Genomic DNA, 25599 nt, shown 5'->3' with positions numbered 1-25599 from the left:
AGGACGCACCTTCCGGCCGAGGTGCCCCCCGGGCGCTCTCAGGGAGCTTGCCCGCCGGGTGCGTGGACCTCCAGCGCGATGGCCAGGGCCAGCCGCATCCTGGGCTGGTCCAGGCCGAGCGGGGTGACCTCGGCCATCCTCCGCATCCGGTGCCGGACCGTGTTGGGGTGCACGCCCAGCTCCTCAGCGGCCCTGTTCGGATCGCCCTGCGCCCGGAGCCAGGCGCGCAGCGTCCGCGTGTGGTGCGTGCCGTGCGCGGCGTCGTGGCGCGTGAGTTCGGCCACGGGGCCGTCGGCCGGGCGCCGACCGGACGCTGAGGCCATCCGCAGGCGGTGGACCAGCACCTCGTCCCAGGACTCGTCGTAGGCCACCGCTGCCCTCCCCGGCCGGGAGGCGTGCAGGGTGAGGCTCTCGTCGGCCTCCCTGCGGCTCGCCGAGAGCCCGGCCAGGTCCGCGGGGGCGCCGATCCCCGCGTTGACCACCACGTGCCCGGGCAGGGAGCGGGTGGTCTGCGCCACCCACTCCCGGGCCGGGGCGGGATCGGCCCCGCAGGGCAACACCGTGTAGACGGTGCTGCCGAACACGGTGCTCCGCCCCGGGCGCGACCAGCCGAACCCGGTGGTGGCCCGCTCGAAGGTCATCAGGGTGGCGGAGTGCCGTTCGTCGGGGGTGTGGGCCTGGAGGGCGACCACCCGGTGCGGTGTCGCTGCCAACCCCAGGCGCCCGGCGGCCTCGGTCGGGTCCATCGCCCCCTCCAACAGGCGGCTCACCAGGTCTGACTCCACCTGCCGCTCCAGGTCCGCGCTGACCCTGGTGCGCAACAGGTGCAGGGCGACGGTGCGGGCGCCCTCGGCCAGCAACACCGAGCGTTCCTCGTCCAGCGGGCCCTCGCAGGCGGCCCAGACCGACCCCAGGAACTCCCTCCCGACCCGCACCGCCGCCGCGGTGCGCCCGCCCAGGCCCAGGGCCGGTTCGGGCGGCAGGAACACCGGCTCCGCGGACGAGGCCAGGTGCGCGACGACCCCTGTGCGTTCGAGGTGGTGCTGGACCGCCTCGGGGACCCTGCGGCCCAGGATGGTGTCCCACCGGGCCCGGTCGGCCTCGGTCTGGCGGTCCGAGTAGGCCAGCACGCGCAGGCTCGGGTCCTCGATGGTGACCGGCCCGCCGACCCGGGCGGCGATCGTGTCCGCCAGCGCGGGCAGGTCCGCCGGGCCCCTCCCGGCCTCGGTCTCACCGCCCTCCAGCACCAGCCCGTACACCACGCCGGCGGCCTGCCCCCAGGACACCGCCGGGTCCACGACCAGGAGTGCGATCCCGCCCGCCCGGGCCCGGGCGGCGGCTTCCCCGTGCGGGTCGGCCGCGTCCTCCCGCGCGGTCCGCACCACGACGGCCAGGGCCCGGGACCGCTCGGCGAGCTCGACCGCCAGGAGCGGGTCCTGGACGCCCACGGCGAGGAGGACGTCGGCCTCCTCCGGCCCCTGCGCGGCGGGATCGTGCACGGCCACACCGCGCAGCACCGTCTCCGCGGCGGGGCGCGGGCCCACCAGCCGAGTGCCGTACGTGCCGAGGATCGTCACCAACCGGTCCAGCAGCACCATCGAAACCGTTCCTTCGATCTCTGGTCCCGGCTCTGTCCGTTGTCGGGATCCCACATGAGCGTACGTCGAGATTGTTCCGCTGGGACAAAGGGCACGTCCTGCTTCCGGGGGAGACTCTGGTCGGGTGCGGTTCCGTACCCGTCAGTCAGCATGCACAGGAGAACTCGCCATGTCCGGGAAGGGCGCGGACGCACCGCGTACCGTCATCGTCGTCGGGGCCGGGATCGTCGGTCTGTCGACCGCCTGGTTCCTCCAGAAGTACGGGGTCGGGGTAACCGTGGTCGAACGCGACACGGTGGCCTCGGGCTCGTCCTGGGGCAACGCGGGCTGGATCGCACCCGGCCTGGCCATTCCGCTGAACGAGCCGGGTGTGCTGGGCAACGGGCTGAAGGCGCTGTTCGACCCGAAGGCTCCGCTGTCCGTGCCTCCCACCACGGACACCGGTCTCCTGCGCTTCCTGGCGTCGTTCGCCCTGCACAGCGGGCAGGCGGCCTGGGAACGGGCGCTGCGCGGCAACGTCCCGCTCAGCTCGGCCTGTCTGGACGCCTTCGAGGAGCTGTCCGAGGGCGGGGTGGCCGCCAGAGTCGAATCCTCCCCGGTCACCGCGCTGTTCACCGCGCACAAGCACGCGGCCCGGCTGCTCATGGAGCTGGACGCGGCCCGTGAGGCAGGGCTGCCGCTGACCTACACCGCCCTGGAGGGGGAGGCGGCTCGCGCGCAGGTGCCGCTCGCCTCGGAGGCGGTGCGGGCCGGTGTGCGGATCGACGGGCAGCGTTACGTCAACCCCGGCGTGTACACGCACGCGCTCGCGGACTCCGTGCGCGAGCGCGGCGGGAGCGTGGTCGAGGGGTTCCGGGTGACCGGGGTGGAGGCTCGTGACGGCGGCTTCCGGTTGCGCTCGGCGCACGGGGAGACGGAGTCGGCGGACGCGGTCGTGGTGGCCACGGGGGCCTGGCTCGGCCGGCAGGCACGCCCCTGGGGCGTCAACGTGCCGCTGCGGCCGGGGAGGGGCTACAGCTTCATGGTCCCGACCGCGAGACCCGTGCCCGGGCCCGTGTACCTGCCCGAGGTGCGGGTGGCCTGCACACCGCACGGCGAGGGGCTGCGGGTCGCCGGGACGATGGAGTTCCGCGACGTCGACGCGCCCCTGCGCACCGAGCGGGTCCGGGCCATCACGGAGTCGGCCGAACCCTATCTGGCCGGTGCCGACCTGCGTAGACGTACCGACGAGTGGGTGGGCTCCAGGCCCGTCACCTCGGACGGCCTCCCCCTGGTCGGCCCCACCCGGATCCCGGGGCTGTACGTGGCGGGCGGGCACGGCATGTGGGGACTCACCCACGGTCCGATCACCGGCCGCCTGCTCGCCCGGACGGTCGCCACCGGGGTCCCGTCACCGGTGCTGCGGCCCTTCGACCCCCTCCGCTGACCCAGCCCCGCACCCGTTCCAGCAGCGCCCCGCCGAACCCCGGCGGGGCGCCATGCGTACAAGGAGGATTCCATGGCCGAGAACAACCGCACCTGGCTCACCCCGGGGACGTACGAACGGCTCACCGCAGAACTGGCCGTCCTCACCGGCATGGCTGACCCCGAGGAGTACGGCTTCACCGGCATCGAGGACAGGGACGCCCGTGAGGCGCGCGTCAACCGGATCCAGGACCTGTTGAAGGACGCGGTCGTCGGGGAGGCGCCGCCGGACGACGGCATCGCCGAGCCCGGCATGGTGGTCACCGTCCGCTACGGGGACGACCCCGAGCCCGAGACCTTCCTGTTGGGTGTGCGCGACCGCGCCGACTCCGACGGGATCCCGGTCTGCTCGCCCGACTCGCCGCTGGGCCGGGCCCTGATCGGGGCCGCCCAGGGGGAGGAGCGCACCTACACGGCGCCCCACGGGCGGACCTTGGGGGTCAGCCTGGTGCGCGCCGTGCCGTACGGATCGGAGGCCGCGCAGGTGCCCTGAACCGTGGCGGGGCCGCCGGTGCCGGTGGCGGCCCCGCCACGGGGCGTCCCGTGGCCGGGTGTGTTCAGGCTGCGTTCGGAGACTCCAGGCGCACGTTCAGTACCAGCCCCAGAGCTTCGGCGAGTCGTTCCAGGGTGGTCAGGGTTGGTTGTGTGCCACCGTGCTCGAACCTGGCGATGCTGGACTGCGGCATCCCGCATCGGCGCCCCAGCTCGGCCTGGGACCAGCCGAGTTCCTCCCTGCGCAGCCTGACCGCCTCACCGAGCTCGAACCGCAGCCGGGTCGTCTCGTAGGCTTCCTGAACCTCGGGGCGTTCGAAGCGCTCGGAGGCTCTGAGGTCGTCAAGGGTCACTCGGTCGGGGATGCTCACGCTTCCTCCTCGTCGGTGGTGTGGCCAGCTTCCACACACGTGTCCATCGCGCGTTTCGCCCGCCGTACCTCGGCGGATTCACGGCGGCGGGTCTTGTGGAACACGGTCAGCATGATGATGCGACGCATTCCGGTGATGAAGTAGGTGATGCGGACCTGGCGTCCGCCGCAGTAGAACCGGAGTTCCCGAAGCTTGCCGTCGAGTTGGCTCGTGTACGGGAAACCGAGGTTCACCCCCCGGGACTCCAGAAGGTCCAGATGGAAAAGTGCCTGTGCCCATTCCTCTTCGGTGAGTCCTGCCAACCATGCGCTGACTTCCGTCTCCAGTTCGATCTTACCCCAGGGCATAGCATTTATGCTATAAGCGGGAAGTGTGCTCACGGAGGTGTTCCAGGAATCGGTCAGGATACGTCGGGGAGCGGGCCCCGGTCCGGTCGACTGCTTCACGTCGAGCGGTGTTCCGGGAGGGCGGGGCCGCCGGTACCGGCGGCCCCGCCACGGGGCGTCCCGTGGCCGGGTGTGTTCAGGCCACGTCGCCGGAGAAGTGCAGCGGGGCGTAGAGCCTGTTCCCGTCCTCGTCGAAGAACTCCAGGGTCCAGGACAGGTAGGTGTCCTCCTCGTTGACCCAGCAGTCCGCCTCCCAGCTGCCGCTCTGGCCCGGTTCCAGGTTCTGCGGCGGGTTGACGGTCTCTCCCAGGACCGGAGCGGAGGACTCCTCCAGCGGGTCGCCCACCGCGCACGTGCTGGTGATCGAACCGGTGTGGACCGTCTGGTCCGTGCCGTTGGTGATCTCCACCGTCCAGGCGAAGTAGTCGTCGCCCTCCTCCGCCGCACCCTCCGTGGCCTCCCCGGAGGGCTCCTGCGTCGGCTCCTCCGTGGCCTCGTCCGAAGGCTCCTCGGTGGCCTCCTCTGTGGGGTCCTCCGTGGCCTCCCCGGTGGCCTCGTCCTCCGCCGGAGACCCGGGCGCCCCGGTGGTCTCGTCGGTGGGCTCCCCCGTGGTGTCCTCGGTGGCCTCCGCCCCCTCGTCACCCTCCTCGGACTCCTCCCCGGTGGGAGCGGCGGGTTCCTCGGGAGTCTCCTCGGAGGTTCCCTCCTCCTCCGGCCCGGTGTCCTCCCCGGTGGTGCCGTACTCCTCCACGGACTCGGTCCGGCGCTCCACGGGGCCCATCGAGACGGTGAAGCCGTCCTCGAACTCGTGGCTCTCCCCGAGGCCGAGCGAGACCGGTTCGTCGGGGAGGTATGGGGGCTCCTCCTCCCCGCCACGGGGCGGCGGGGTCCGGGTGGGCTCCTGGCCGCCGGGGTCCCGTTCCTCGGGGCTCTGCGTGGTCTCTTCGGGGGCCTGTGTGGTCTCGGTGTTGTTCTCCGTGTTCTGTTCCTGGTCGCTCGTGGTGGTCGCGGTCTCGGGCCCGCAACCGACGAGGGCGACCAGGAGAACGGCGGCTGGTACCGACGTGAAGCTACGCACCACCATCATCCTCCCTTGCTCAAGGGGGACCCTAGGTGACATAGGCCCAAAAAAAGGGGCAATTTGCCAGAGTCGAACGAAACACATCCCGGACAGTGACCTCGTAGAGCGGCGGTCCGGGCGCGCACGGTATCCGGACGGGCGCGCACCGGGAGGCCGGCCGGGCCGGGTCCTAGGGGGCGGTACCGCGCACAGGAAGGACACCCCGTGGCCGAGGAGATCACCCCGGAGCTCGCCGCCCTCGTCCCGGAGGCCCAGCCCTTCAGCAGGCTGGTCCAGGCCGGAATCACCGTGTTCGAGCCCGGCCGTCCGGCTCACAGGCCGGTGACCGCCCGGGGCGGCTCGGTGTCGCGGGACAGCAGCTCCAGCACGTACCCGAAGAAGCCCTCCGCGTCGATCTCCTCGACCACCCGGGCGTTGGGCTCCAGCCCGTGGACGCCCCAGGACATCGCCGCGTAGCCGCGGGTCAGCTCCCCGGCGGTCTCCACGTCCACGTGGTAGCGCGAAGACGCACGAACGAGCTCGGGACGGAGCAGCACCGCGGCGGTCAGGGAGTCGGGGTGGGTGGTGCCGTCGATGCCGACGCTGCGGTCGAACTCCAGGGTCGGGCCGCAGATCCTCGTGAAGAACCGGGCCAGCGGGGTGCCCAGGGCGGCGATCTCGTCCAGCCGCTCCTGCCCGAACACGGCCTGCCGCAGCGTGAGCGGGTCCCAGGGCACCACGGTGATGTCGAACCCGGCGGCGAACACCGCCTTGGCGGCCTCGGGATCCACGTAGAAGTTGAACTCGGCGGCGGCCGTGATGTTGCCCCGCCCGTTGTTCGACCCGCCCATCACGTACAGCGACTTCACGTTGCCCGCGAAAGCCGGGTCCTTGACCACTGCGGCGGCGATGTTGGTGAGCGGCCCGATCGCCACGACCGACAGCTCCCCGGGGTTCTCCGCGGCCATCCGCACCAGGGCGTCCACGGCGTGCTCGCCGCTCGGCTCCAGCCCGTCCTGGTCCATCCGGAGCCCGCCGGACCCGTCCCCGTGCACGTTCTCCGCGCTCACCCACTCGCGGACGAGGGGGCGGCGGCAGCCCAGGTGGACGGGCACCCCGGTGCGCCCGCCGGCGACGTTGAGCGTCATGAAGGCGTTGCGCACCTGCTGGTCGAAGCCCACGTTCCCGGCGACCATGGTGATCGCCCGCAGGTCCGCGGCGGGGTCCAGCAGCCCCACCAGCAGGGCGACGCAGTCGTCCTGGGCGGTGTCGGTGTCGATCACCAGGGGAGTGCTCATCACCCGAACCGGCCGGTGATGTAGTTCTCGGTGTCCTTCTGCTCCGGGCGGGTGAAGATCTGGTTGGTCTCGCCCATCTCGATCAGCCTGCCGGGCTTGCCGGGGGCCGACAGGTTGAAGAAGGCGGTCCGGTCGGAGACCCGGGCTGCCTGCTGCATGTTGTGCGTGACGATCACGATCGTGTAGTCCTCCTTCAGGTTGTGAATGAGGTCCTCGATCGCCAGCGTCGAGATGGGGTCCAGGGCGGAGCAGGGCTCGTCCATCAGCAGCACGGACGGCCTGACCGCCGTGGCGCGGGCGATGCACAGGCGCTGCTGCTGGCCGCCGGACAGGCCCGCACCCGGTTTGTTCAGGCGGTCCTTGACCTCGCCCCAGAGGTTGGCGCCGCGCAGCGACTCCTCCACCAGGTCGTCGGCCTCGGACTTGCTCATCCGCTTGTTGTTGAGCCTGGCCCCGGCGATCACGTTGTCGTAGATCGACATCGTGGGGAACGGGTTGGCCTTCTGGAAGACCATGCCGATCTCGCTCCGGACCATCACCGGGTCGACCTCGCGGCCGTAGATGTCGAGGTCGTCGAGGAGGACCTTGCCCTCGGCCCGGGCACCGGGGGTGACCTCGTGCATCCGGTTGAGGGTGCGCAGGAAGGTGGACTTGCCGCAGCCGGAGGACCCGATGAACGCCGTCACCGACCGGGGCTCGATGGTCATGGACACGTCCTCCACGGCGAGGAAGTCGCCGTAGTAGACATGGAGTCCGGAGACGTCGATTCGTTTCGCCACAGGATGTACCTCGAGTGCTCTAGCGGGACTTGGGTGCGAACAGGCGGCCGATCAGGCGTGCCAGGAAGAACAGCAGCATGACCGTCAGGACCAGCGTCAGCGCCGCTGCCCAGGCCCTCTCGTAGTTGACGGCCCCACCCATGCGGAACTGCGAGTAGATGAACACCGGGAGGTTCATCATCTGGCCGTCGAACAGGTTCCAGTTGATGGCGACCGCCGAGGATCCCGCGGTGAGGACCAGAGGTGCCGTCTCTCCGATAACACGCGCGATGGCGAGCATGATTCCGGTGGTCAGGCCAGCGGCCGAGGTGGGCAGCACCACCTTGGTGATCGTGCGCCACTTGGGCACGCCCAGGGCGTAGGAGGCCTCGCGCAGGTCGCGGGGGACCAGGCGCAGCATCTCCTCGCTGGAGCGGACCACCACGGGGATCATCAGCACGGCCAGGGAGACGGCGCCCGCGGCACCGTTGGTCCTGCCCGGACCGAAGAGCATCATCCACAGCGCCACCACGAACAGACCCGCGACGATGGAGGGGATGCCCGTCATGACGTCCACGAAGAACGTGATGACCTTCTTCAGGCGGCCCTGGGCGTACTCGACCAGGTAGACGGCGGTCAGCACACCGATCGGCACCGAGATGAGCGTCGCCATGCCGGTGATCGCCAGGGTGCCGACGATCGCGTGGTAGACGCCGCCCGCGTCCATGCTCGGCAGGACGCCGTTCATCGACACGGTGAGGAAGTACCAGTCGAAGCGGTCCAGGCCGTAGCTGACGACCGTGTACAGCAGGGACACCAGCGGGACCATCGCGAGCAGGAACGCCGAGTAGACCAGCGAGGTGACCAGGCGGTCCTTGGCCTTGCGGCCGCCCTCCACCCTGGCCGAGGCGGTCACGGCGATGACCACGTAGGAGACGCCGGTCAGCAGGGCCCACAGGATCAGGCCGAAGGAGGCGAACGCGGCCAGTACGCCCGCGACCACCGCGGCGCAGACGAGAAGCAGGACGGCGGGGAAACGGTTCGGCAGGGCGCCGGCGCGCAGTTCGCTCTTACCCGGTCCCGCTTCGGGCCCGGGGGGTTGCGTGGTCGTCATGCTCATGCGGACTCCTTGTTGCCCCGGGCCACGACGTAGCGGGCGCCCATGTTGACGGCCAGGGTGATCGCGAACAGGACCAGACCGGCGGCGATCAGCGCGGACACGCCGTAGCCGGTGGCCTCCGGGTACTGGAGCGCGATGTGCGCGGCGATGGTCTGGTTGCCGCTCTGGAGCAGGTTGAAGGAGATCGCCAGGGACGGGGAGAGGATCATGGCGACCGCCATGGTCTCGCCCAGGGCGCGGCCCATGCCGAGCATGGCGCCGCCGACGATGCCGGACTTGCCGAAGGGCAGGACGGCGAGGCGGATCATCTCCCAGCGGGTGGCGCCCATGGCGAGCGCGGCCTCGCGGTGGCCCTGCGGGACCTGGTGGAACACGTCCCGCGACATCGCGGTGATGATCGGCAGGATCATGACGGCCAGGACGATGCCCGCGGTGAGCAGGGTCCTGGCGGAGGTGGAGGCGGGCCCGGCGAAGAGCGGGATCCAGCCCAGGTACTCGGTCATGCCGTCGTAGACCGGTACCAGTTCCGGGGCGAGCACCATCATGCCCCAGAGGCCGTAGACGACGCTGGGGATCGCGGCGAGCAGGTCCACCAGGTAGCCGAGCGTCGTGGCCAGCTTGCGGGGCGCGTAGTAGACGATGAACAGCGCGATGCCGATCGCCACCGGGGTGGCGAGCAGGAGCGCGATCGCGGCGGCCATGACCGTACCGAACGCCAGCGCGGCCACACCGAACGACGGGTTCTCCCGGACGTTGGCTTCCCATGACTGGCTGGTCAGGAAGTTCGAGGTGTTGGCCGCCAGCGAGGGCCAGGCCTGGATCAGCAGGAAGGCGGCCACACCCGCGAGGATCAGCAGGATCAGGAGGCCCGAGCCTCGGGCGAGCCCGGCGAAAACGACATCGCCGATCCGGCGCTTGCCCGTGGGCGGCGGTGCCGCCTGGGGCGCGTCCGTGGTCGTCATGGGTTCTCCGGTTCGGAAGGGTTGCGGGTCCGGTCGCTCGGTCCGTGTCCCACCGGGACGGCCGCGCGTCGCACGGGGGACGACCGCCGTGTCGCGGTCGACGCGAGGACGACAGCCGAACCGCGCCGAATGCGAAGGTAGGCGTAGGAGGTGACCAGTTGTCCCAGGAAAGGTGAACGGGAGGTGAACGCGGTGTCGCACTCCCGTGGCGCAAAGGAGTTCGGTCGGTGAATGTGACAAGACGCACCCGGAAAACGGTCCGCCTCGCACGTCGAATCCGCTTCGGACGGGTGGCTGCCGGCCGCTCAGTCCCGGTCGCCGGACGGGGCGAACATCACGTCCGTGTCCCACATGGAGAAACCGAGGGACTCGTACAGGCGCACCGCCGCCTCGTTGTCCCCGTCCACGTACAGGTGCACCCAGGGCAGCCCGGCGTCGCGCAGGTGGGCCAGCCCGGCCAGGGTCAGGGCGCGGCCCAGGCCGGTGCCCTGCCAGTCGGGGTCCACACCGACCACGTAGACCTCACCCACGGTCTCGCTGTCGCTGAGCCCCGCTCCGTCCGCGTGCGTCTTGGTCCAGTGGTAGGCGGCGATCGAACCGCTGTTGGTGACCGCGACGAAGAAGCCCCGCGGGTCGAACCAGTCCTCGACCTCCCGCTGGAGCAGGTCGTCCAGGGTCAGGGAACCCTGCTCGGGATGGTCGGCGAAGGCGCGCGCGTTCGCCTCCAGCCACGCCTGCTCGTCCTGGCCCACCACGAAGGGGCGGATCCGGACCTTCTCGGCCACCTCCGGACGCAGAGCGGGCTCGGGGATCTCGGGCGCGGTCCACGGCCCGCCGGGCACCTCGGGTCCCAGGTCGCGCAGGGGCATTCGCATCTTGTGGAGTTCGCGGGCGGGGACCCACCCTTCGGCCTCCGCCACCGAGACCGCTCCGGGCGTCCGTCCGTGCGCCCACACCCGGACCCCATCCGGGCCGGCGTCGGCGCGGACCGAACGCAGCAGCGCGGAGCCGTGCCCCCGGCCCCGGTGGGCGGGGTCGACCACGACCTCACCGGAGTCGGGTTCGCCCTCGACCCGTTCGACGAAAGCGAAGCCCACGGCCCGGCCGTCCTCGGAGAGCACGTGGAAGCGGCTGCTGCCGGCGGGGGCGCCGTGCCTGATCCGGAGCAGGGTGTGCTCGGACAGGGGCGGGACCCCGTCGGCGGCGCGCGCCGCCTCAGCCAGGTTGAGGACGGGTTCGGCCAGTTCGGGCGCGAGGTTGTCGGTGACTAGCGGGGTACTCATGAGCCAGAATCCTAGATCCTGTTGGCCGAACTCCTGGCCCCGACGCCCGCTTCCGGCGGTTTCCGGAGCGGGGGCGCGGAACCCGGCGCGGTTCCGGGTCCCGGAGCGACTCCCGAGACCCGGTTCGGTGCGGGTGCTGGTCAGCCCTTGCGGCGCCTGCCCTGGTAGCCGCCGCCGATCCGGACCCTGCGGGTGGGGGCGAGCGGGGTGGCCAGCAGCAGGGCGAGCAGGAACGCGGCGAGCAGGACCGCTGGCGTGACCGAGGGGCCGAGGTCCGTGTGATCCGCGGCGATCTCGGTCTCGGTGTCCTCGTCCTCCTCGGAGGTGGGGGTGACCAGCGGGAGTTCGGCGAGGTCCTCGGCCGGGCCCGGGGCGAGGTCGGGGAGCTCGGCCTCCTCGCGCGGGAGCGTGGGGATGCTCGCGCTGCTGGTGGGCGCACTGCTGACGTTCGAGCGCGGTGACCGGCCTGAGTCGTTCGAGGGGGTCCGGTCGTTGCCGGAGTTACCGCTACCGGAGTTCCTGTTGCCCGAACCCCCGTCGCCGGACCTGCCGCTCGAGTCCTTGTCGGTGGTGTCAGCGGTCGGTGACGGTTTTGGTGTGGGCGTCCCCGACTCCGACTCCGTGGGGGAGGTCGGGGACGGTGTGGGGTTGGAGGGCTTGATCGGTTTCTCGGTGGGGCTGGGACTGGGGGTCTTGGTGGGTTTCTCGGTGGGGCTCGGGCTGGGGGTTTTGGTCGGCGGGTCGGTCGGCGACGGGCTGGGGGTCCTGGTCGGCGGATCGGTGGGAGTCGGGGTCGGTGTGGGGGAAGGCGTGGGCTCGGTGACCTGGACCGACCAGGTGGCGGCGGCGTACTCGTCCGCCTCGGCGCCGACGCACCCGCTCTCGGCGTCGGCGAACGCGTAGGCCAGGGTCGCCACCACGTCGACCGTCTGGCGGGCCGATCCGTCCACCTTGCCGAGCGGGAGGCCGGCGCCCGGGGCGACCTCGGCCCCGGCCGGGAAGCCCTCGCTGCGGAAGTCGGAGGCCGCAACGTCCAGGCCGATGAGGCACAGGGTCAGTTCGCCGCTGTTGTTGGTCACCGTGAGGGGGTTGGGCGCGAGCTCGGTGCCCGCCTCGACCTTCTCGGTGGGGCGGTCGAAGGAGAGGGAGGCCGCGACCGGGTCGGCGTGCGCGGGCGCCATCACGGCGATCAGTGTGGAGCCGACGAAGGCGGCACCGATGACTCTGAGCAGGCGGGGTCTGTACGGGGCGGGGGTGGCGGGGGACGGCATCGGTGCGATCTCACTCCTCCGGTGACGCGCCATTGCGGCTCGGACCGCACCCGGACGCAGGGCTCCGCCGCGCCTGCCATGCCCCGTCCGTCGGGTGCGTCAACGATCTTAGAGCGTGTGAACGCGGAGTACGAGTGCGAGCGCGCTGGGTTTTGGAATCACCCGCCCGTCGGAGGCGAATCGGACTCTTCAGGAGGTAATGACTCGACGAAGGACTCCGGGGCGCCCTCGCGCGAACGCGGGCGCCCCGGGGTGGTCGTGACCGGCGGTGCCGGGCTCGGGCCGTTAGTTGGTCCCGGCCTCCGCGGAACGGGCCGCGGGCAGTTGCTCGGCCGGGTCGGCCGAAGCGTTCGCCGCCGATGCCGCCTTGGTGTCCGGTACGAAGCGGTAACCCACGTTGCGGACGGTTCCGATGAGCGACTCGTACTCCGAGCCCAGTTTGGCGCGCAGCCGTCGGACGTGGACGTCGATCGTCCGGGTGCCGCCGAAGTAGTCGTATCCCCAGACCTCCTGGAGCAGCTGCGCCCGGGTGAACACCCGGCCGGGGTGCTGCGCCAGGAACTTGAGCAGTTCGAACTCCTTGAAGGTGAGGTCGAGGATGCGTCCGCGCAGGCGGGCGATGTAGGTGGCCTCGTCGATCACGAGGTCGCCGCGGCGGATCTCGTCCGGGTCGTCGGCCCCGGCGTCGGCCGAACCGACGGCGAGGCGGAGGCGGGCCTCGACCTCGGCGGGTCCGGCGGTGGCCAGGACGAAGTCGTCGACCTGCCAGTCCGGGGTCAGTGCCGCGACGCCGCCCTCGGTGAGGACGACCAGCAGCGGACAGTCCAGTCCGGTGGTGTCGAGCAGACGGCAGAAGTTGCGGGCCGCCGCCAGGTCGGTCCGGGCATCGACCAGAATGGCGTCAACCGGGGTGCCCGAGTTTCCGCCGGCCCCGGATGCCAGCAGGGCTCCGGCCTCCGCGGGCGCCACCCGCACCGAGTGCAGGAGGAGTCCGAGGGCGGGAAGAACGTGGTCGGACGGTTCGTTCGAGTTCGTCAGTAGCAGCAGATGGCTCATGCGTCTCTTCTCGTCGGCCCGCGTGTAACGGGCGATCGAAGGCGCCATTGCCCCCGGTGAAGATTGTTTAATACGTCGCCTCCGAGCAACTCCAAGGATAATCAACAGATGGCGAAGTGCACTATCCGGTACTGGGCTTCCGCTAAGGAGGCCGCTGGAACAGCTGAGGAGACCGTCGATGCGCACACCCTCGCGGCGGCTCTCGAAGCGGCGTGTCACCTGCACCCCGACGACCGTTTCCTGCGCGTGCTGGGGGCTTCCTCCCTCCTGGTGGACGAGCAGCCGGTCGGGCGGAGGGCTCATGGTGAAGTCGCGGTCGCGGACGGGACTGTGATCGAGGTCCTACCGCCCTTCGCGGGCGGGTGAGGGGCCGGAAAGCGTGACGGAATCGGAGTGAAACATGGCGGAAACCCCTGCGTGGTCGGAAAAGGCGCGCGTGGTCATGCTCGGCAGGGACGGGTGCCACCTGTGCGAGGAGGCGTGGTCGGTCATCGAGCGGGTGACGGACGACCTCGGGGCGGACCGGGCGGAACAGGATCTGGGTTCGGTGTCGGAGGCGGACCGGGAGGAGTACTGGGACAAGATCCCGGTGACCTTCGTCGACGGGCGCCGTCACGACTTCTGGCGGGTGTCGGAGGGGCGCCTGCGTGCGGCGCTGTCCCTCTGAACCGGTGCGGCCCCCCGAAACCCGTGCGGCCCTGCGGACCCGCGCGGGTCCGCAGGGCCGGTACGGTCCGGCCCGGGGACGGGTGCGGAGCGGTGCCTGTGCCGGCGGTGGCACGTCCGTGAAAGGCACGGTTCCTTTTCCGTCCGTTCGGAATACGGGGGGTGTGATCTCTCGTTTCGGCCGGGCCTTCCGATGTCCTATTTGTGTGAACCCATCCCTGGGGTGTCACATGGGACCCCACTTTGTGCATGCTTTCACAAGCACGTAATCTGGGGCTCCCAGAATCAGCAGGGCGGGCAAGCCCGTGCGGCGGCGGTGTTCGGCACAGGAACCGCGCGTGCTCCCGTACCCGCCCGAACCGACCGCCGCCCAGGAGCACCCGCCTGTGACCAGTCGTCCACCTCGGCCCCGGGAGAGGGGAATCCCGGAGGCCACCGTTGCCCGACTTCCGGTCTACCTCCGAGCCCTCCAGGCCCTCCAGGGCCGTGGCATCGCCACCGTCTCCTCCGAGGGGTTGGCCGGCGCCGCCGGAGTGAACTCGGCGAAGCTCCGCAAGGACCTGTCCCATCTGGGGTCCTACGGGACCCGGGGGGTCGGTTACGAGGTCGAGTACCTCATCTACCAGATATCACGTGAGCTTGGTCTCACCCAGGACTGGTCCGTGGCCATCGTCGGCATCGGGAACCTGGGGCGCGCACTGGCCAACTACGGGGGCTTCGGCACCCGGGGCTTCCGGATCGCGGCCCTGCTCGACGCCGACCCGGACGTGGTCGGCCTGACCGTGGCGTCGCTGGACGTGAGGCATATTGACAGCCTGGAGGAGGTTGTGCGTTCCAAGGGCGTGTCCATCGGTGTGATCGCCACACCGGCCGGTTCGGCCCAGGGCGTCGCCAGCCGCTTCGTGGAGGCGGGGGTGACCAGCATCCTCAACTTCGCCCCCGTCGTGCTGAATGTGCCGGACGGGGTCGATGTGCGTAAGGTCGACCTGTCCATCGAACTCCAGATCCTCGCCTTCCACGCACAGCGCAGGGCCGACGGCGACGGCCGGGCGGAACGGATGGGACTGGAAGTGACATGAGGCGGGCGGGGCCCGGACCAACGGTCCCGGGGCCCGTGAAGCGGTGGCGAAGAGCGAGCGTACGCCGCGTTTCGGGGGGCTGACGGCGGGGGACCCCGGCCGTACCCGAACATGGAGAGACATAGTGCCTGCATAGGAGTGCGGATGAGTGTCCTGGCCCTGGGGTTGAGCCATCGGAGTTCGCCGGTGGCGCTGCTCGAACGCGTCGCCCTGAACGGGCGCACGCGTGCCAACGCGGTCGGGGAGATGGTGGGTTCCGACGCGGTCAACGAGGTCATGGTGGTCTCCACCTGCAACCGCACCGAGGTCTACGCCGACGTCGTCGGTTACCACGCCGGAGTGGCCGCCATCACCGAACTCCTCTCCTGGCACACCGGGGTGACCCTCGGCGAACTCTCCGAGCACCTCTACGTGCACTACGAGGACAGCGCGGTCCAGCACCTGTTCTCCGTCACCTGCGGCCTCGACTCCATGGTCGTCGGCGAGGGCCAGATCCTCGGCCAGGTGCGCGACTCCCTCAAGGAGGGCCAGGAGACGGGCTCGGTCGGTCGGGTCCTCAACGACCTCGGCCAGCGCGCTCTGCGCGTGGGCAAGCGCGCCCACACCGAGACCCACCTCGACCACGCCGGGGCCGACATGGTCAGCTTCGGCCTCACCGTCGCCGCACGCGGCCTCTCGGTCACCCCGAGCCCGGGCATCCCCGCAGCCGACGTCACCCCGCCCGCGGGCTGCCCCATGTCCGGCCAGGGCGCCCCGGCGGACCAGGACGCGGCAGAGCGGCCCGCCGCGGAGCGGCCACGCACCCTCAGCGCCGACCTGCCCGCCGGTCCGCTCACCGGTACCCGCGTGCTGGTCCTGGGAGCCGGTTCGATGAGCGCGCTGTCCGCCAACACCGTCGCCCGCCAGGGCGCCGGGACGGTCATCGTCGCCAACCGCACCCACGAGCGCGCGGCACGCCTCGCGGAGTGCCTCAACGAGGCGTACGACACCGTGCACGCGAGCACGGTCCCCTTCGCCGAGGCGGCCGACGCGCTCGACGAGGTCGACCTCGTCATCTCCTGCACCGGCGCCCAGGGGCTCGTGCTCACCGCCGACGAGGTGGCCGCCGCGACCGAGGGCCGCAGCCGCCCCCTCGTCTTCCTGGACCTGGCCCTGCCCCGCGACATCGACCCCACCGTCCGCGACCGGCCCGGGATCCGCCTCGTCGACATCGAGGACCTCCGCCAGGCCGCCGCGACCGGCGCCGACACCGAGGGCGGGCGCTCCAACTCCCTCCTCCTCGTACGCGGGATCGTCGACGAGGAGGTCAACGAGTTCCGGTCGGTCCGCCGCGCCAACGAGGTCGCCCCCACCGTCGTCGCCCTGCGCGCCCAGGCCCGCGACGTCGTCGAGTCCGAGCTCTCCCGCCTCCACGGCCGTCTGCCCGACGACCTCGACGAGCGCACCCGTGAAGAGATCGGCCGGGCCATGCGCCGTGTCGCCGACAAGCTCCTGCACAGACCGACCGTTCGCGTGAAGGAACTGGCCGCCGCCCCCGACGGGGAGTCCTACGAGGCCGCCCTGCGCGAACTGTTCGACCTCGACCCGCAGTCCCCGCAGACCGTGGCCGACCAGGGGCGGCCCGTCGCCGCCGCGCGGCCCGCACAGGAGAAGGCATGACCGCCACACCCGCCAGGCTCGGCACCCGCCGCAGCACCATGGCCACCACCCAGTCCCAGGGGGTCGCCGACACGATCACCGAGCGGACCGGTCAGCGAATCGAACTGGAGCTCATCACGAGCTTCGGCGACGTCACCAAGGCCCACCTGACCCAGCTCGGCGGCACCGGGGTGTTCGTCAACGCCCTGCGCGACGAACTGGTCGCGGGGACCATCGACTTCGCGGTGCACTCGCTCAAGGACCTGCCCACCACCCCCGCCGAGGGTCTGGTCCTCGCGGCCATCCCCGAGCGGGACGACCCCCGCGACGCCCTGTGCGCCCGGGACGGTCTCAAGTTCGCCGACCTGCCCGCCGGGGCCAGGATCGGCACGGGCTCCCCGCGCCGCGTCGCCCAGCTGGCCGCGCTCCGCCCCGACCTGGTCTACCTGCCGATCCGCGGCAACGCCGAGACCCGCCTGGGCAAGGTCTCCTCCGGCGAACTCGACGCCGTGGTCCTGGCCTACGCCGGCCTGGGCCGCGTGGGCCGTCGCGAGGACGTCACCGACGTCTTCGAGCCCGAGCAGATGCTGCCCGCACCCGGCCAGGGCGCGCTGGCCGTGGAGTGCCGGACCGAGCGGGCCGACGCCGACCTCTCCTACCTGTCCGCCGTCGACCACGCGCCCACCCGCGCCGAGGTCGTCGCCGAACGCACCGTGCTCGCCGAACTCGAAGCGGGCTGTGCCGCACCGGTCGGTGCCTACGCCGAGTACACCGAGGGCCGCCTGCGCCTGCGGGCCGCCGTGGTCGCCACCAACGGTGCCACCGCCGTGCGCCGGGAACGCACCATCGACCTCGACTCGCCCGGGGACCTCGACACCGCCGTCGCCCTGGGGCGGGACCTGGCCCGACAGATGATCGCCGAGGGCGCCGACCGCATCGTCGCCGAGGCCTTCGCGGAGAGGGACACACCCTAGACAGCCGGAGAACGACCCGGGCAGCACCTCAGCCGCACGGGGGAACACCAGAGCGGGTCGCCCCCGCCGCACCGTCACCGCCCCGGAGTCCGCGTCCCGGGGCACAGGCGACCCACACACGAGGAGCCAGTACGTGAACGCCAACGCCAGCCCCCAGCCGGAGGAACCGCGTCGCCGCGCGCGCGTTCCCGGTCACGTCGCCCTGGTCGGTTCCGGTCCGGGCGGGGCCGACCTGCTGACCCTGCGCGGCGCCGAGCTGCTGCGCCGCGCCGACGTGGTCATCACCCTGCGCGAGCCCGCCGCCGAGGAACTCGCCGGTTTCCGCCAGGAACTGCTCTCCCACTGCTCGCCGGACGTCACCGTGGTGGAGGCCGCCGAGTGCGGCGGGGACATCAACACCCTCGCCGTCACCCGCGCCCGCGACGGGCAGCGCGTCGTGCGCCTGTACTCGGGGGACCCCTTCTTCGGCTGCCGCGGCGCCGAACTGGTCGCCGCCTGCAAGGAGGCCGGGGTGGAGGTCGAGGTCGCCCCGGGCGTCTCCTCGATCACCTCCGTCCCGACCTTCGGCGGCATCTCCCTGCTCGCCGACGGCCAGGCCGAGGTGCGCGTCCTGCACGCCCGCCCCCACGGAGACGCCCAGGTCGACTGGCAGGAGGCCGCCGCCAGCGACGCACCCCTGGTCATCCTGGGCGCGGACGCCCCCGCGGGGGAGGCCCCCGAGCACCAGGGGCCCGGGCTCGACGTGGTGTGCAAGACCCTCGTCGCGGGCGGACGCCCCGCCACCACCCCCGTGGCGGTGGTGCGGGCCGGAGGTACCACCAAGCAGACCACCGTCACCTCGACGCTGGCCCGCCTGGTCGCCGAACTCAAGTCCACCGACGCGAAGAACCACCACGTCACGGCGCCCGCGACGATGATCGTCGGGGCTCCGGTGGCCCGCCAGCCCGAACTCTCCTGGTACGAGACCCGGCCGCTGTTCGGCTGGCGCGTCCTGGTGCCCCGCACCAAGGAGCAGGCCGCCGCCCTCTCCGACCAGTTGCGGGGCTACGGCGCGGTGCCCGAGGAGGTGCCCACCATCTCGGTGGAACCGCCGCGCACCCCGCAGCAGATGGAGCGCGCCGTTCGCGGCCTGGTGACCGGCCGCTACCAGTGGGTCGCCTTCACCTCCGTGAACGCCGTCCGCGCCATCCGCGAGCGCCTGGAGTCCTACGGCCTGGACGCCCGGGCCTTCGCCGGGGTCAAGGTCGCCGTGGTCGGTGAGGCCACCGCGCGGGCCGTGCGGGACTTCGGTATCCAGCCCGACCTGGAGCCCCCGGAGGACGTCCAGTCCAGCAAGGGGCTGGTGGAGGTCTGGCCGCCCTACGACGCCGAGATCGACCCCATCGAGCGGGTCCTGCTGCCGCGCGCCGACATCGCCACCGAGACCCTGGCCGCCGGGCTCACCGACCTGGGCTGGGAGATCGACGACGTCACGGCCTACCGCACCGTGCGCGCCGCGCCCCCGCCCCAGCCGGTCCGCGAGGCGATCAAGGGCGGCGGCTTCGACGCCGTGCTCTTCACGTCCTCGTCCACGGTGCGCAACCTGGTGGGGATCGCGGGCAAGCCGCACAACACCACCGCCATCGCCGTGATCGGCCCGGAGACCGAGAAGACCGCGATCGAGTTCGGCCTGCGCGTCGACGTCGTGGCACCGAAAGCCTCGGTTTCCGCCCTCGCCGAGGCGCTTTCGGAGTACGGTGCGGCCAAGCGCAAGGAGGCGATCGAGGCGGGCAAGCCCGTCCTCAAGCCCAGCCAGAAGCGCCGCGGCCGCCGCCGCAAGCTCTGACCCGACCACCCCGAACACCCCGACCACCCGGGAGCCCCGAGATGACCGCTGCCAGACACGACGCCGAGTTCCCCGTCGCCCGGCCGCGCCGCCTGCGCCGAGGGCCGGCGCTGCGCCGTCTGGTCGCGCAGACGCGGGTGCTCCCGGAGAACCTCATCCTGCCGCTGTTCGTCAAGGAGGGGCTCACCGAGCCGGTGGCGATCTCCTCGATGCCCGGCCAGGTACAGCACACCCGGGAGAGCCTGCGCAAGGCCGCCCGTGAGGCGGTCGAGGCGGGGGTCGGCGGACTGATGCTGTTCGGGATCCCCGAACACAAGGACGGCGTGGGGTCGCAGGCCGACGACCCGGACGGGGTCGTCCAGGTGGCCCTGCGCGAGTTGTCCGCCGAGGTCGGCGACGACATCGTGGTGATGGCCGACCTGTGCCTGTGCGAGTACACCGACCACGGCCACTGCGGGCCGCTGGAGGAGAGCGGGCACGTCGACAACGACCTCACCCTGGAGCGGTACGCGTCCGTGGCCGTCGCCCAGGCCGAGGCCGGAGCCGCCGTGGTCGCGCCCAGCGGCATGATGGACGGCCAGGTCGGGGCGATCCGCGCGGCTCTGGACCGGGCGGGGTTCCCGCACGTGCCGATCCTGGCCTACGCGGCCAAGTACGCCTCCGTGTTCTATGGCCCCTTCCGCGAGGCGGCCGAGGGCGCGCCCCAGTTCGGTGACCGGTCCGGCTACCAGCAGGACCCGGCCAACGTCCGCGAGTCCCTGCGCGAGGTGGCCCTGGACGTGGCCGAGGGCGCCGACATGGTCATGGTCAAACCGGGTCTGGCCTATCTCGACGTGGTCGCCAAGGTCGCCGAGTCCTCCCCCGTACCCGTGTCGGCCTACCAGGTGAGCGGTGAGTACGCGATGATCGAGGCGGCGGCCGAGAAGGGGTGGCTGGACCGGGAGCGGGCGATTCTGGAGACCCTGACCTCCTACCGGCGCGCGGGGGCCGAACAGATCCTCACGTACTGGGCCACCGAGGCGGCCCGACTGCTTCGCTGACGCGACCAGGCCCCGTCCCGGTCGCGGCCGCCGGGCGCTGGGCCAACCGGCCGGCCGCGCCCGCACCGATGACGACCGGGGAGTCTTGATGGCCGACGTGCTGTACCGACGGAAACGACGCCACGCTACGGACAGCATGCTGGAGTCGGCGCTGCGCTACGCGGGTCTGGGCTGGCCCGTGGTCCGGGGAGCGGCCCCGGGCGGCGACCGGGCGTGTACGTGCGACCGGATGGGCTGCCCCGACCCGGCCGCCCATCCGGTCACCGCTGCCTGGGGGGTGGAGGCCAGCACCGACGCGGAGACGATCCGCCGGTGGTGGACGGCGAGCCCGCAGACCAACATCGTGCTTCCCACCGGCCGGGTCTTCGACGTCCTGGACGTACCCCGCGAGGCCGGTGTGATGGCCCTGGCCAGGATGGGACGCGCGGGGATTCCGGCGGGCCCGGTCGCCTCCCTGGACTCGCGTTACCTGTTCTTCGTCGCCACCCGCTCCCCGATGGACGAGGACGAGTGGTGGTCCTGCCACCTGGACTGCGTCCCCGAGGCCGTCGAGGAGATGCCCGGCCTGCGCTGGCACTGCCGGGACAGCTTCGTCCTCGGTGCGCCCTCCGCCCTGCCCTCCGGCGGGCACGTCACCTGGATCCGGACCCCGCGCGACGTCGAGGGGGCGGTGGTGCTCCCCGACCCCATCGCGGTCCTGGACATCCTCAGCGACGCCAGCGAGGAGTTCGCCGTCTGAGGGCCGCCTCCGGGTTTCTCAGCTCCCGCGTTCGTTGACCCACGGGGCCGGCCGGGTGTGGTCCCTCAGGTCCAGTTGGCGCAGGATGCTGGTGACGTGGTTCTTGGCCGTGCCCTCGGTGACGAACGGCGCGCGGGCGATCTCCCGGTTGGTGGCGGCCGGGTCGGCTTCCGGACCCGTGTGGACCGGGTGAGCGCCCCGGCACGTGGGGCGCCTTGCGGTCAGGCACCCTCAGGGGTCAGGGAGAACCGTCGCGGGAGGACACGGCGGTCTCGGGTTTGCCTTCGCGGCGGTGGGCGCTCAGTTCGTAGACCATCACCGCCACCAGCCACACCGCGGTGATCGGGATGACGAACCACAGCATCGCGGCGCTGAAGGGCTCCAGGAACGCGTGGTCGGTGGCCTGCACGACGAGGTAGGTGATGTAGGCCGCGTAGAAGCCGACGAGCAGCGCGCCCTCCCAACGGGCCACGCCCAGCTTGGTCACGGCTATGGGCAGCAGCACGAGTGCCACCGCCACCATGATCGGCAGGTCGAAGCGCAGGGCCGCCGGGGCGACGGCGATCCCCATGGGGGACACCATGGCGGTGATTCCCAGGACCGCGCCGATGTTGAACACGTTGCTGCCCACGATGTTGCCCACCGCCATGTCGCGTTCGCCCCGCATGACCGCGACGACGCAGGTCACCAGTTCGGGCAGGGACGTACCGACCGCCACCACGGTCAGTCCGATCAGCAGGTCGCTCACCCCCAGCGCCGTGGCGATCGCGCCGGCCCCGTAGACCAGCAGCCGTGCCCCCGCCACCAGCAGGCCCGCGCCCAGGACCACGAGCACCAGGTCGCGCAGGACCGACTTCGTCTTCGGGGCGGCCCGGAACGGCCCGCCCGTACCCGGGCCGGAGCTGTCGGCGCCCACCCGGACGGAGACCGGACCGGGCACCGACCGCCGCCGGGAGACGAGCACCGTCACGGTGATGTAGACCAGCAGGATCGCGAACAGCAGAGCACCCTCGAACCGGCCCAGGTTTCCGTCCAGGGCCATCAGGAGCACCGCCACCGACAGCGCCGCCATCACCGGGGTGTCGGCGCGGACGACCTGGGAGTTGACCGCCAGGGGGGCGAACACCGCCGACGCCCCGAGCACCAGCAGGATGTTGGCGATGTTGCTGCCCACGACGTTGCCCACGGCCAGCCCCGGATACCCCGAGAGCGCGGCGTCGGTGCTGACCGCCAGCTCCGGGGCCGAGGTCGTGAATGACACCACGGTTAGACCCACGACCAGCGAGGACATCCCCAGGGTCCGCGCCAGCGAACCCGCTCCGCGGACGAGTGACTCACCTCCGGCCACCAACAGAACGAATCCCGCCACCAGAGCGAGGATCACCAGTACGTTCACGCGAACCCTTCGATCGTGTCGCTGTGCTGCTACATCGCGTCCGGCATGTACGTCGGCCGCGGGTCCCGCCCCTGCCGGACCCGTCATGGGACGGCTGGAAAGGTGAACGGCGGGGGAAGCGTCCGCCCCCGCCGTTCACCTCCGGGGCGTCGGGCGCCGTGTGGACCGGTGCTCAGGGCCCGGTCGGGATCTCCGTGGTGTTGACGACGACGCCGTCGTGGTCGCTGTAGAGCCACTCGCCCGGGACGAAGGTGACGTCGCCGAAGGTGACCGGGACGTCCTGGCGGCCGGCGCCGTCCTTGAGGGACTTGCGGGGGTTGGAGCCGAGGGCCTTCACCCCGAGTTCCAGCTGCCCCAGGGCGACGGTGTCGCGGACCGCGCCGTTGATGACCACTCCGGCCCAGCCGTTGCGCACCGCGGCTTCGGCGATCATGTCGCCCATCAATGCGCTGCGCGGGGACCCGTTGCCGTCCACGACCAGGACGGCACCCTCGCCGGGGGAGTTGAGGAGCTGCTTGACCAGCCCGTTGTCCTCGTGGCAGCGGACGGTGCGGATCGGCCCGGAGAACACTTCGCGCCCTCCGTACTGCCGGAACTGCGTGGAGCAGCTGCGCAGGGTGTCGCCGTGGTCGTCGATCAGGTCCGCCGTGGTGAAGTTCGTGGCCATGACAGCTCCGGTCTGTGAGGAGGGCCCGGAGGGGCCCTGCGGAGGGAACGGGTGGACCAGGCCAAAGTTACTTGTTGGTAGAACGATGGCTTCCGAGCGGGGCCGCGTGTCTCTTTGGTCGAGGGTCCCCGTCTCTTTGGTCGGGATCGCGCTTTCGCGCCCTTCCCGGGCTCCGACAGATGACAGGATAAGGACCTTCCCGTCATTCATTCGTGGGAGTCCCGTCACCGGGGCGTCGCCCAGCCCTCCCCCTGCTGTCCGAGCGACCCTTCTCCCCGTACGACCCCAATGGAGAGAGATGGTCTCCGAGATCTTCGCCATCAGCGCCGCCTGGTCACGTGCGGTGATCGAATTCGCCGACGGACTCGACCCCTGGGCGCAGACCGCCGCCGAGTGGGGCACCGACCTGTTCCTCGGCGTCTTCGCGCTTCTCTTCCTCATGGCCTGGTGGCGTGCCCGATCCGCCGGTTCCCGCCTGGTCGGTCTGGCGCTCCTGGCTCCGGCCGCCACCGTCATCGCCTACTTCGCCAGCGTGACGGTCAAGTCGTTCTTCCAACAGTTGCGGCCATGCCAGGCCATGACCGACCTGAGCACCATCGCCACCTGCGACCCCGTCGGCGACTGGTCCTTCCCCAGCAACCACGCCGCCGTCGCCGGAGCCGCGGCCGCCGCCGTCATCATCGCCTGGCGCCGCTTCGCCGTGGCCGCGGTCCTCTTCGCCCTCCTGGAGGCCTTCTCCCGGGTCCTCGTCGGCGTCCACTACCCGCATGACGTCACCGTCGGACTCCTGGTCGGCGCCGCCGTCGCCACCCTGGTCTGTCTGCTGGCAGCCCGGCCGATGACCTTCCTCGTCGACCGGCTGGCCGAGAACGACCGCCTCCGACCCCTGCTCCGCGCCCAGGCGGCCCCCGGCCCCGAGATCGAACAGATCCGCGAGAAGGCCCACAGCAGCGCCTGACCCCCGGGACCCCTGAACCCCGTCCTCCGGTGCTGCCGGTCCGGGACCGGACCGCCTCGCCCCGCCGAGCCGCCGCTCGGCGGGGCGAGGCCCCGTGCGCTGGTCGGAGCGAATGCGGGGCGGGTCACGGTCACGGTGGCGGGGACAGCTGACACACTGGTGAGGTGGGTACTCAACAGACTTCAGCAGAGCTCTTCCAGCGGGCGTCCGCCGTCGTTCCGGGCGGTGTGAACTCGCCCGTGCGCGCGTTCGGGGCCGTCGGCGGCACCCCGCCGTTCTTCGTCAAGGGCGAGGGGCCCTACCTCACGGACTCCGAGGGTCGGCAGTACGTCGACCTCGTCTGCTCCTGGGGACCGCTCATCCTCGGCCACGCGGAGCCCTCCGTGGTGGAGGCCCTGCACGGCGCCGTCGCGGCGGGAACCTCCTACGGTGCTCCGACCCCCGGCGAGGTCGAACTCGCCGAGCTGATCGTCGAGCGCACCCCGGTGGAGAAGGTCCGTCTGGTCAACTCCGGGACCGAGGCCACCATGTCCGCGATCCGCCTCGCCCGCGGGTTCACCGGGCGGAGCAAGATCGTCAAGTTCGCCGGCAACTACCACGGCCACGTCGACGCGCTCCTGGCCGCCGCCGGTTCCGGCCTGGCCACGTTCGCCCTGCCGGACTCCCCGGGCGTCACCGGGGCCAGTGCGGCCGACACCCTGGTGCTGCCCTACAACGACCCCGAGGCCGTGGAGCGCGCCTTCGCCGAGCACGGTGACGACATCGCTTGCGTCATCGCGGAGGCCTGTCCCGCGAACATGGGCGTCGTCCCGCCCAAGGCCGGGTTCAACGCCCGGCTCAAGGAGATCGCGCACGCCAACGGCGCCCTGCTGATCCTCGACGAGGTCCTCACCGGTTTCCGGGTCAGCGCCTCCGGCTGGTACGGCCTGGAGGGCGTGGCCCCCGACCTCATGACCTTCGGCAAGGTCATGGGTGGCGGGCTGCCCGCCGCGGCTTTCGGCGGCCGCGCCGAGATCATGGACCGCCTCGCCCCGGACGGCCCCGTCTACCAGGCGGGCACCCTGTCCGGGAACCCGCTGGCCACGGCGGCCGGTCTGGCCACCCTGCGCGGCGCCACCCCCGAGGTCTACGCGCACATCGACCAGGTCTCCGTCCGTGTGCAGGACGAGGTCGCCAAGGCGCTCAGCGCCGAGGGCGTGACCCACCGCCTCCAGGGCGGCGGCAACCTGTTCACGGTCTTCTTCACCGATCGGGAGGCGACCGACTTCGACAGTGCCCGCACCACGGACACCGAGGTGTTCGCCGCGTTCTTCCACGCCATGCTCGAACAGGGCGTCTACCTGCCGCCCGCCGCCTTCGAGGCCTGGTTCTTCTCCTCGGCGCACGACGAAGCCGCCGTCGACAGGGTGGTCGCGGCTCTGCCCGCGGCCGCACGGGCCGCGGCGCGTGCCCAGGACCGGGGCTGATCCGATGCCCGAGCCCCGAGAGAAAGCCCGGA

At 71.6% G+C, this 25599-nt stretch carries 25 protein-coding genes and 1 pseudogene; 12 read left to right on the top strand and 14 right to left on the bottom strand.

The annotated features are described in order from the left end of the window. Nucleotides 1–38: 38 nt before the first annotated feature. Nucleotides 39–1598: a PucR family transcriptional regulator gene (locus ACUKCB_RS19010; RefSeq protein WP_473036940.1), complete on the bottom strand. Its 1560-nt coding sequence runs from the start codon at nt 1596–1598 to the stop codon at nt 39–41. Between the two features lie 169 nt (nt 1599–1767). On the opposite strand from ACUKCB_RS19010, the gene ACUKCB_RS19005 reads away from it, so the two are divergent. Both ACUKCB_RS19005 and ACUKCB_RS19000 read left to right on the top strand, forming a co-directional pair. After that, on the top strand, nt 1768–3024 hold the full coding sequence (locus ACUKCB_RS19005) for an NAD(P)/FAD-dependent oxidoreductase (RefSeq protein ID WP_473036939.1): 1257 nt from the start codon (nt 1768–1770) through the stop codon (nt 3022–3024). Nucleotides 3025–3096: 72 nt separating this feature from the next. Continuing rightward, nucleotides 3097–3555 carry a GreA/GreB family elongation factor gene (locus tag ACUKCB_RS19000; protein WP_473036938.1) on the top strand — a complete coding sequence of 153 codons (459 nt, stop codon included), beginning with the start codon at nt 3097–3099 and terminating at the stop codon, nt 3553–3555. 64 nt (nt 3556–3619) lie between these two features. On the opposite strand, the gene ACUKCB_RS18995 is transcribed toward ACUKCB_RS19000, so the two are convergent. The 10 genes from ACUKCB_RS18995 to ACUKCB_RS18950 all read right to left on the bottom strand — a co-directional run bounded on the left by ACUKCB_RS18995 (nt 3620) and on the right by ACUKCB_RS18950 (nt 13119). Next, a complete protein-coding gene (locus tag ACUKCB_RS18995) occupies nt 3620–3925 on the bottom strand; it encodes a helix-turn-helix domain-containing protein (RefSeq protein WP_473036937.1) in 306 nt (101 codons plus the stop codon). Continuing rightward, entirely contained in the window at nt 3922–4272 is a 351-nt protein-coding gene (locus ACUKCB_RS18990; protein ID WP_473036936.1) for a type II toxin-antitoxin system RelE/ParE family toxin, read from the bottom strand. The genes ACUKCB_RS18995 and ACUKCB_RS18990 overlap by 4 nt, the downstream gene beginning before the upstream one ends. Nucleotides 4273–4447: 175 nt before the next feature. After that, complete coding sequence (locus ACUKCB_RS18985; protein ID WP_473036935.1) at nt 4448–5389, bottom strand: hypothetical protein; 942 nt, start codon at nt 5387–5389, stop codon at nt 4448–4450. A 314-nt stretch (nt 5390–5703) separates the two neighbouring features. Further along, nucleotides 5704–6669: a nucleoside hydrolase gene (locus ACUKCB_RS18980; RefSeq protein WP_473036934.1), complete on the bottom strand. Its 966-nt coding sequence runs from the start codon at nt 6667–6669 to the stop codon at nt 5704–5706. After that, nucleotides 6669–7448, bottom strand: a complete 780-nt coding sequence (pstB, locus tag ACUKCB_RS18975; protein WP_452540680.1) for a phosphate ABC transporter ATP-binding protein PstB — start codon at nt 7446–7448, stop codon at nt 6669–6671. Before pstB ends, ACUKCB_RS18980 begins: the two co-directional genes overlap by 1 nt. A 19-nt stretch (nt 7449–7467) precedes the next feature. After that, complete coding sequence (pstA, locus tag ACUKCB_RS18970; protein ID WP_473036933.1) at nt 7468–8547, bottom strand: phosphate ABC transporter permease PstA; 1080 nt, start codon at nt 8545–8547, stop codon at nt 7468–7470. Further along, nucleotides 8544–9509, bottom strand: a complete 966-nt coding sequence (gene pstC / locus ACUKCB_RS18965) for a phosphate ABC transporter permease subunit PstC (RefSeq protein WP_473036932.1) — start codon at nt 9507–9509, stop codon at nt 8544–8546. The genes pstA and pstC overlap by 4 nt, the downstream gene beginning before the upstream one ends. Before the next feature lie 305 nt (nt 9510–9814). Then, complete coding sequence (gene mshD / locus ACUKCB_RS18960; protein ID WP_473036931.1) at nt 9815–10792, bottom strand: mycothiol synthase; 978 nt, start codon at nt 10790–10792, stop codon at nt 9815–9817. A 140-nt stretch (nt 10793–10932) separates the two neighbouring features. Then, nucleotides 10933–12063 carry a hypothetical protein gene (locus tag ACUKCB_RS18955; protein WP_473036930.1) on the bottom strand — a complete coding sequence of 377 codons (1131 nt, stop codon included), beginning with the start codon at nt 12061–12063 and terminating at the stop codon, nt 10933–10935. Between the two features lie 285 nt (nt 12064–12348). Next, nucleotides 12349–13119: a winged helix-turn-helix transcriptional regulator gene (locus ACUKCB_RS18950; RefSeq protein ID WP_473036929.1), complete on the bottom strand. Its 771-nt coding sequence runs from the start codon at nt 13117–13119 to the stop codon at nt 12349–12351. 108 nt (nt 13120–13227) lie between these two features. On the opposite strand from ACUKCB_RS18950, the gene ACUKCB_RS18945 reads away from it, so the two are divergent. From ACUKCB_RS18945 to ACUKCB_RS18910, 8 genes are all read left to right on the top strand, one after another. Then, the gene (locus tag ACUKCB_RS18945; RefSeq protein WP_473036928.1) at nt 13228–13485 is read left to right on the top strand and encodes a MoaD/ThiS family protein; all 258 of its coding nucleotides are present in this window, start codon (nt 13228–13230) and stop codon (nt 13483–13485) included. Nucleotides 13486–13519: 34 nt separating this feature from the next. Beyond that, entirely contained in the window at nt 13520–13786 is a 267-nt protein-coding gene (locus tag ACUKCB_RS18940) for a glutaredoxin family protein (RefSeq protein WP_473036927.1), read from the top strand. Between the two features lie 385 nt (nt 13787–14171). Next, the gene (locus ACUKCB_RS18935) at nt 14172–14864 is read left to right on the top strand and encodes a redox-sensing transcriptional repressor Rex (protein WP_473036926.1); all 693 of its coding nucleotides are present in this window, start codon (nt 14172–14174) and stop codon (nt 14862–14864) included. Nucleotides 14865–15008: 144 nt separating this feature from the next. Beyond that, entirely contained in the window at nt 15009–16523 is a 1515-nt protein-coding gene (locus ACUKCB_RS18930) for a glutamyl-tRNA reductase (RefSeq protein ID WP_473036925.1), read from the top strand. Then, entirely contained in the window at nt 16520–17476 is a 957-nt protein-coding gene (gene hemC, locus ACUKCB_RS18925; RefSeq protein ID WP_473036924.1) for a hydroxymethylbilane synthase, read from the top strand. Before ACUKCB_RS18930 ends, hemC begins: the two co-directional genes overlap by 4 nt. A 133-nt stretch (nt 17477–17609) precedes the next feature. Beyond that, the gene (locus tag ACUKCB_RS18920; protein ID WP_473036923.1) at nt 17610–19301 is read left to right on the top strand and encodes a bifunctional uroporphyrinogen-III C-methyltransferase/uroporphyrinogen-III synthase; all 1692 of its coding nucleotides are present in this window, start codon (nt 17610–17612) and stop codon (nt 19299–19301) included. A gap of 41 nt (nt 19302–19342) precedes the next feature. Further along, nucleotides 19343–20341 carry a porphobilinogen synthase gene (hemB, locus tag ACUKCB_RS18915; RefSeq protein ID WP_473036922.1) on the top strand — a complete coding sequence of 333 codons (999 nt, stop codon included), beginning with the start codon at nt 19343–19345 and terminating at the stop codon, nt 20339–20341. A gap of 136 nt (nt 20342–20477) precedes the next feature. Then, entirely contained in the window at nt 20478–21080 is a 603-nt protein-coding gene (locus ACUKCB_RS18910; protein ID WP_473041071.1) for a bifunctional DNA primase/polymerase, read from the top strand. 18 nt (nt 21081–21098) lie between these two features. On the opposite strand, the pseudogene ACUKCB_RS18905 reads toward ACUKCB_RS18910, so the two are convergent. The 3 genes and pseudogenes from ACUKCB_RS18905 to rraA all read right to left on the bottom strand — a co-directional run. Then, a pseudogene (locus ACUKCB_RS18905) lies at nt 21099–21236 on the bottom strand (DNA-binding response regulator); the annotation flags it as partial. 82 nt (nt 21237–21318) lie between these two features. Next, nucleotides 21319–22476, bottom strand: coding sequence for a calcium/sodium antiporter (locus ACUKCB_RS18900; protein ID WP_473036921.1), 1158 nt, complete (start codon nt 22474–22476; stop codon nt 21319–21321). A 172-nt stretch (nt 22477–22648) separates the two neighbouring features. Next, nucleotides 22649–23143, bottom strand: coding sequence for a ribonuclease E activity regulator RraA (gene rraA, locus ACUKCB_RS18895; RefSeq protein WP_473036920.1), 495 nt, complete (start codon nt 23141–23143; stop codon nt 22649–22651). A 298-nt stretch (nt 23144–23441) separates the two neighbouring features. Here rraA and ACUKCB_RS18890 point away from each other — a divergent pair, with 298 nt between their 5' ends. Together ACUKCB_RS18890 and hemL are read left to right on the top strand one after the other, a co-directional pair. Next, entirely contained in the window at nt 23442–24101 is a 660-nt protein-coding gene (locus ACUKCB_RS18890; RefSeq protein ID WP_473036919.1) for a phosphatase PAP2 family protein, read from the top strand. Nucleotides 24102–24265: 164 nt separating this feature from the next. After that, nucleotides 24266–25567, top strand: coding sequence for a glutamate-1-semialdehyde 2,1-aminomutase (gene hemL, locus ACUKCB_RS18885; protein WP_473036918.1), 1302 nt, complete (start codon nt 24266–24268; stop codon nt 25565–25567). Nucleotides 25568–25599 lie beyond the last annotated feature (32 nt).

The sequence above is a fragment of the Nocardiopsis moroccensis genome (assembly GCF_055763695.1).
Note: the sequence above shows the minus strand (reverse complement) of the source record. Positions and strands in the feature narration are given on the sequence as shown.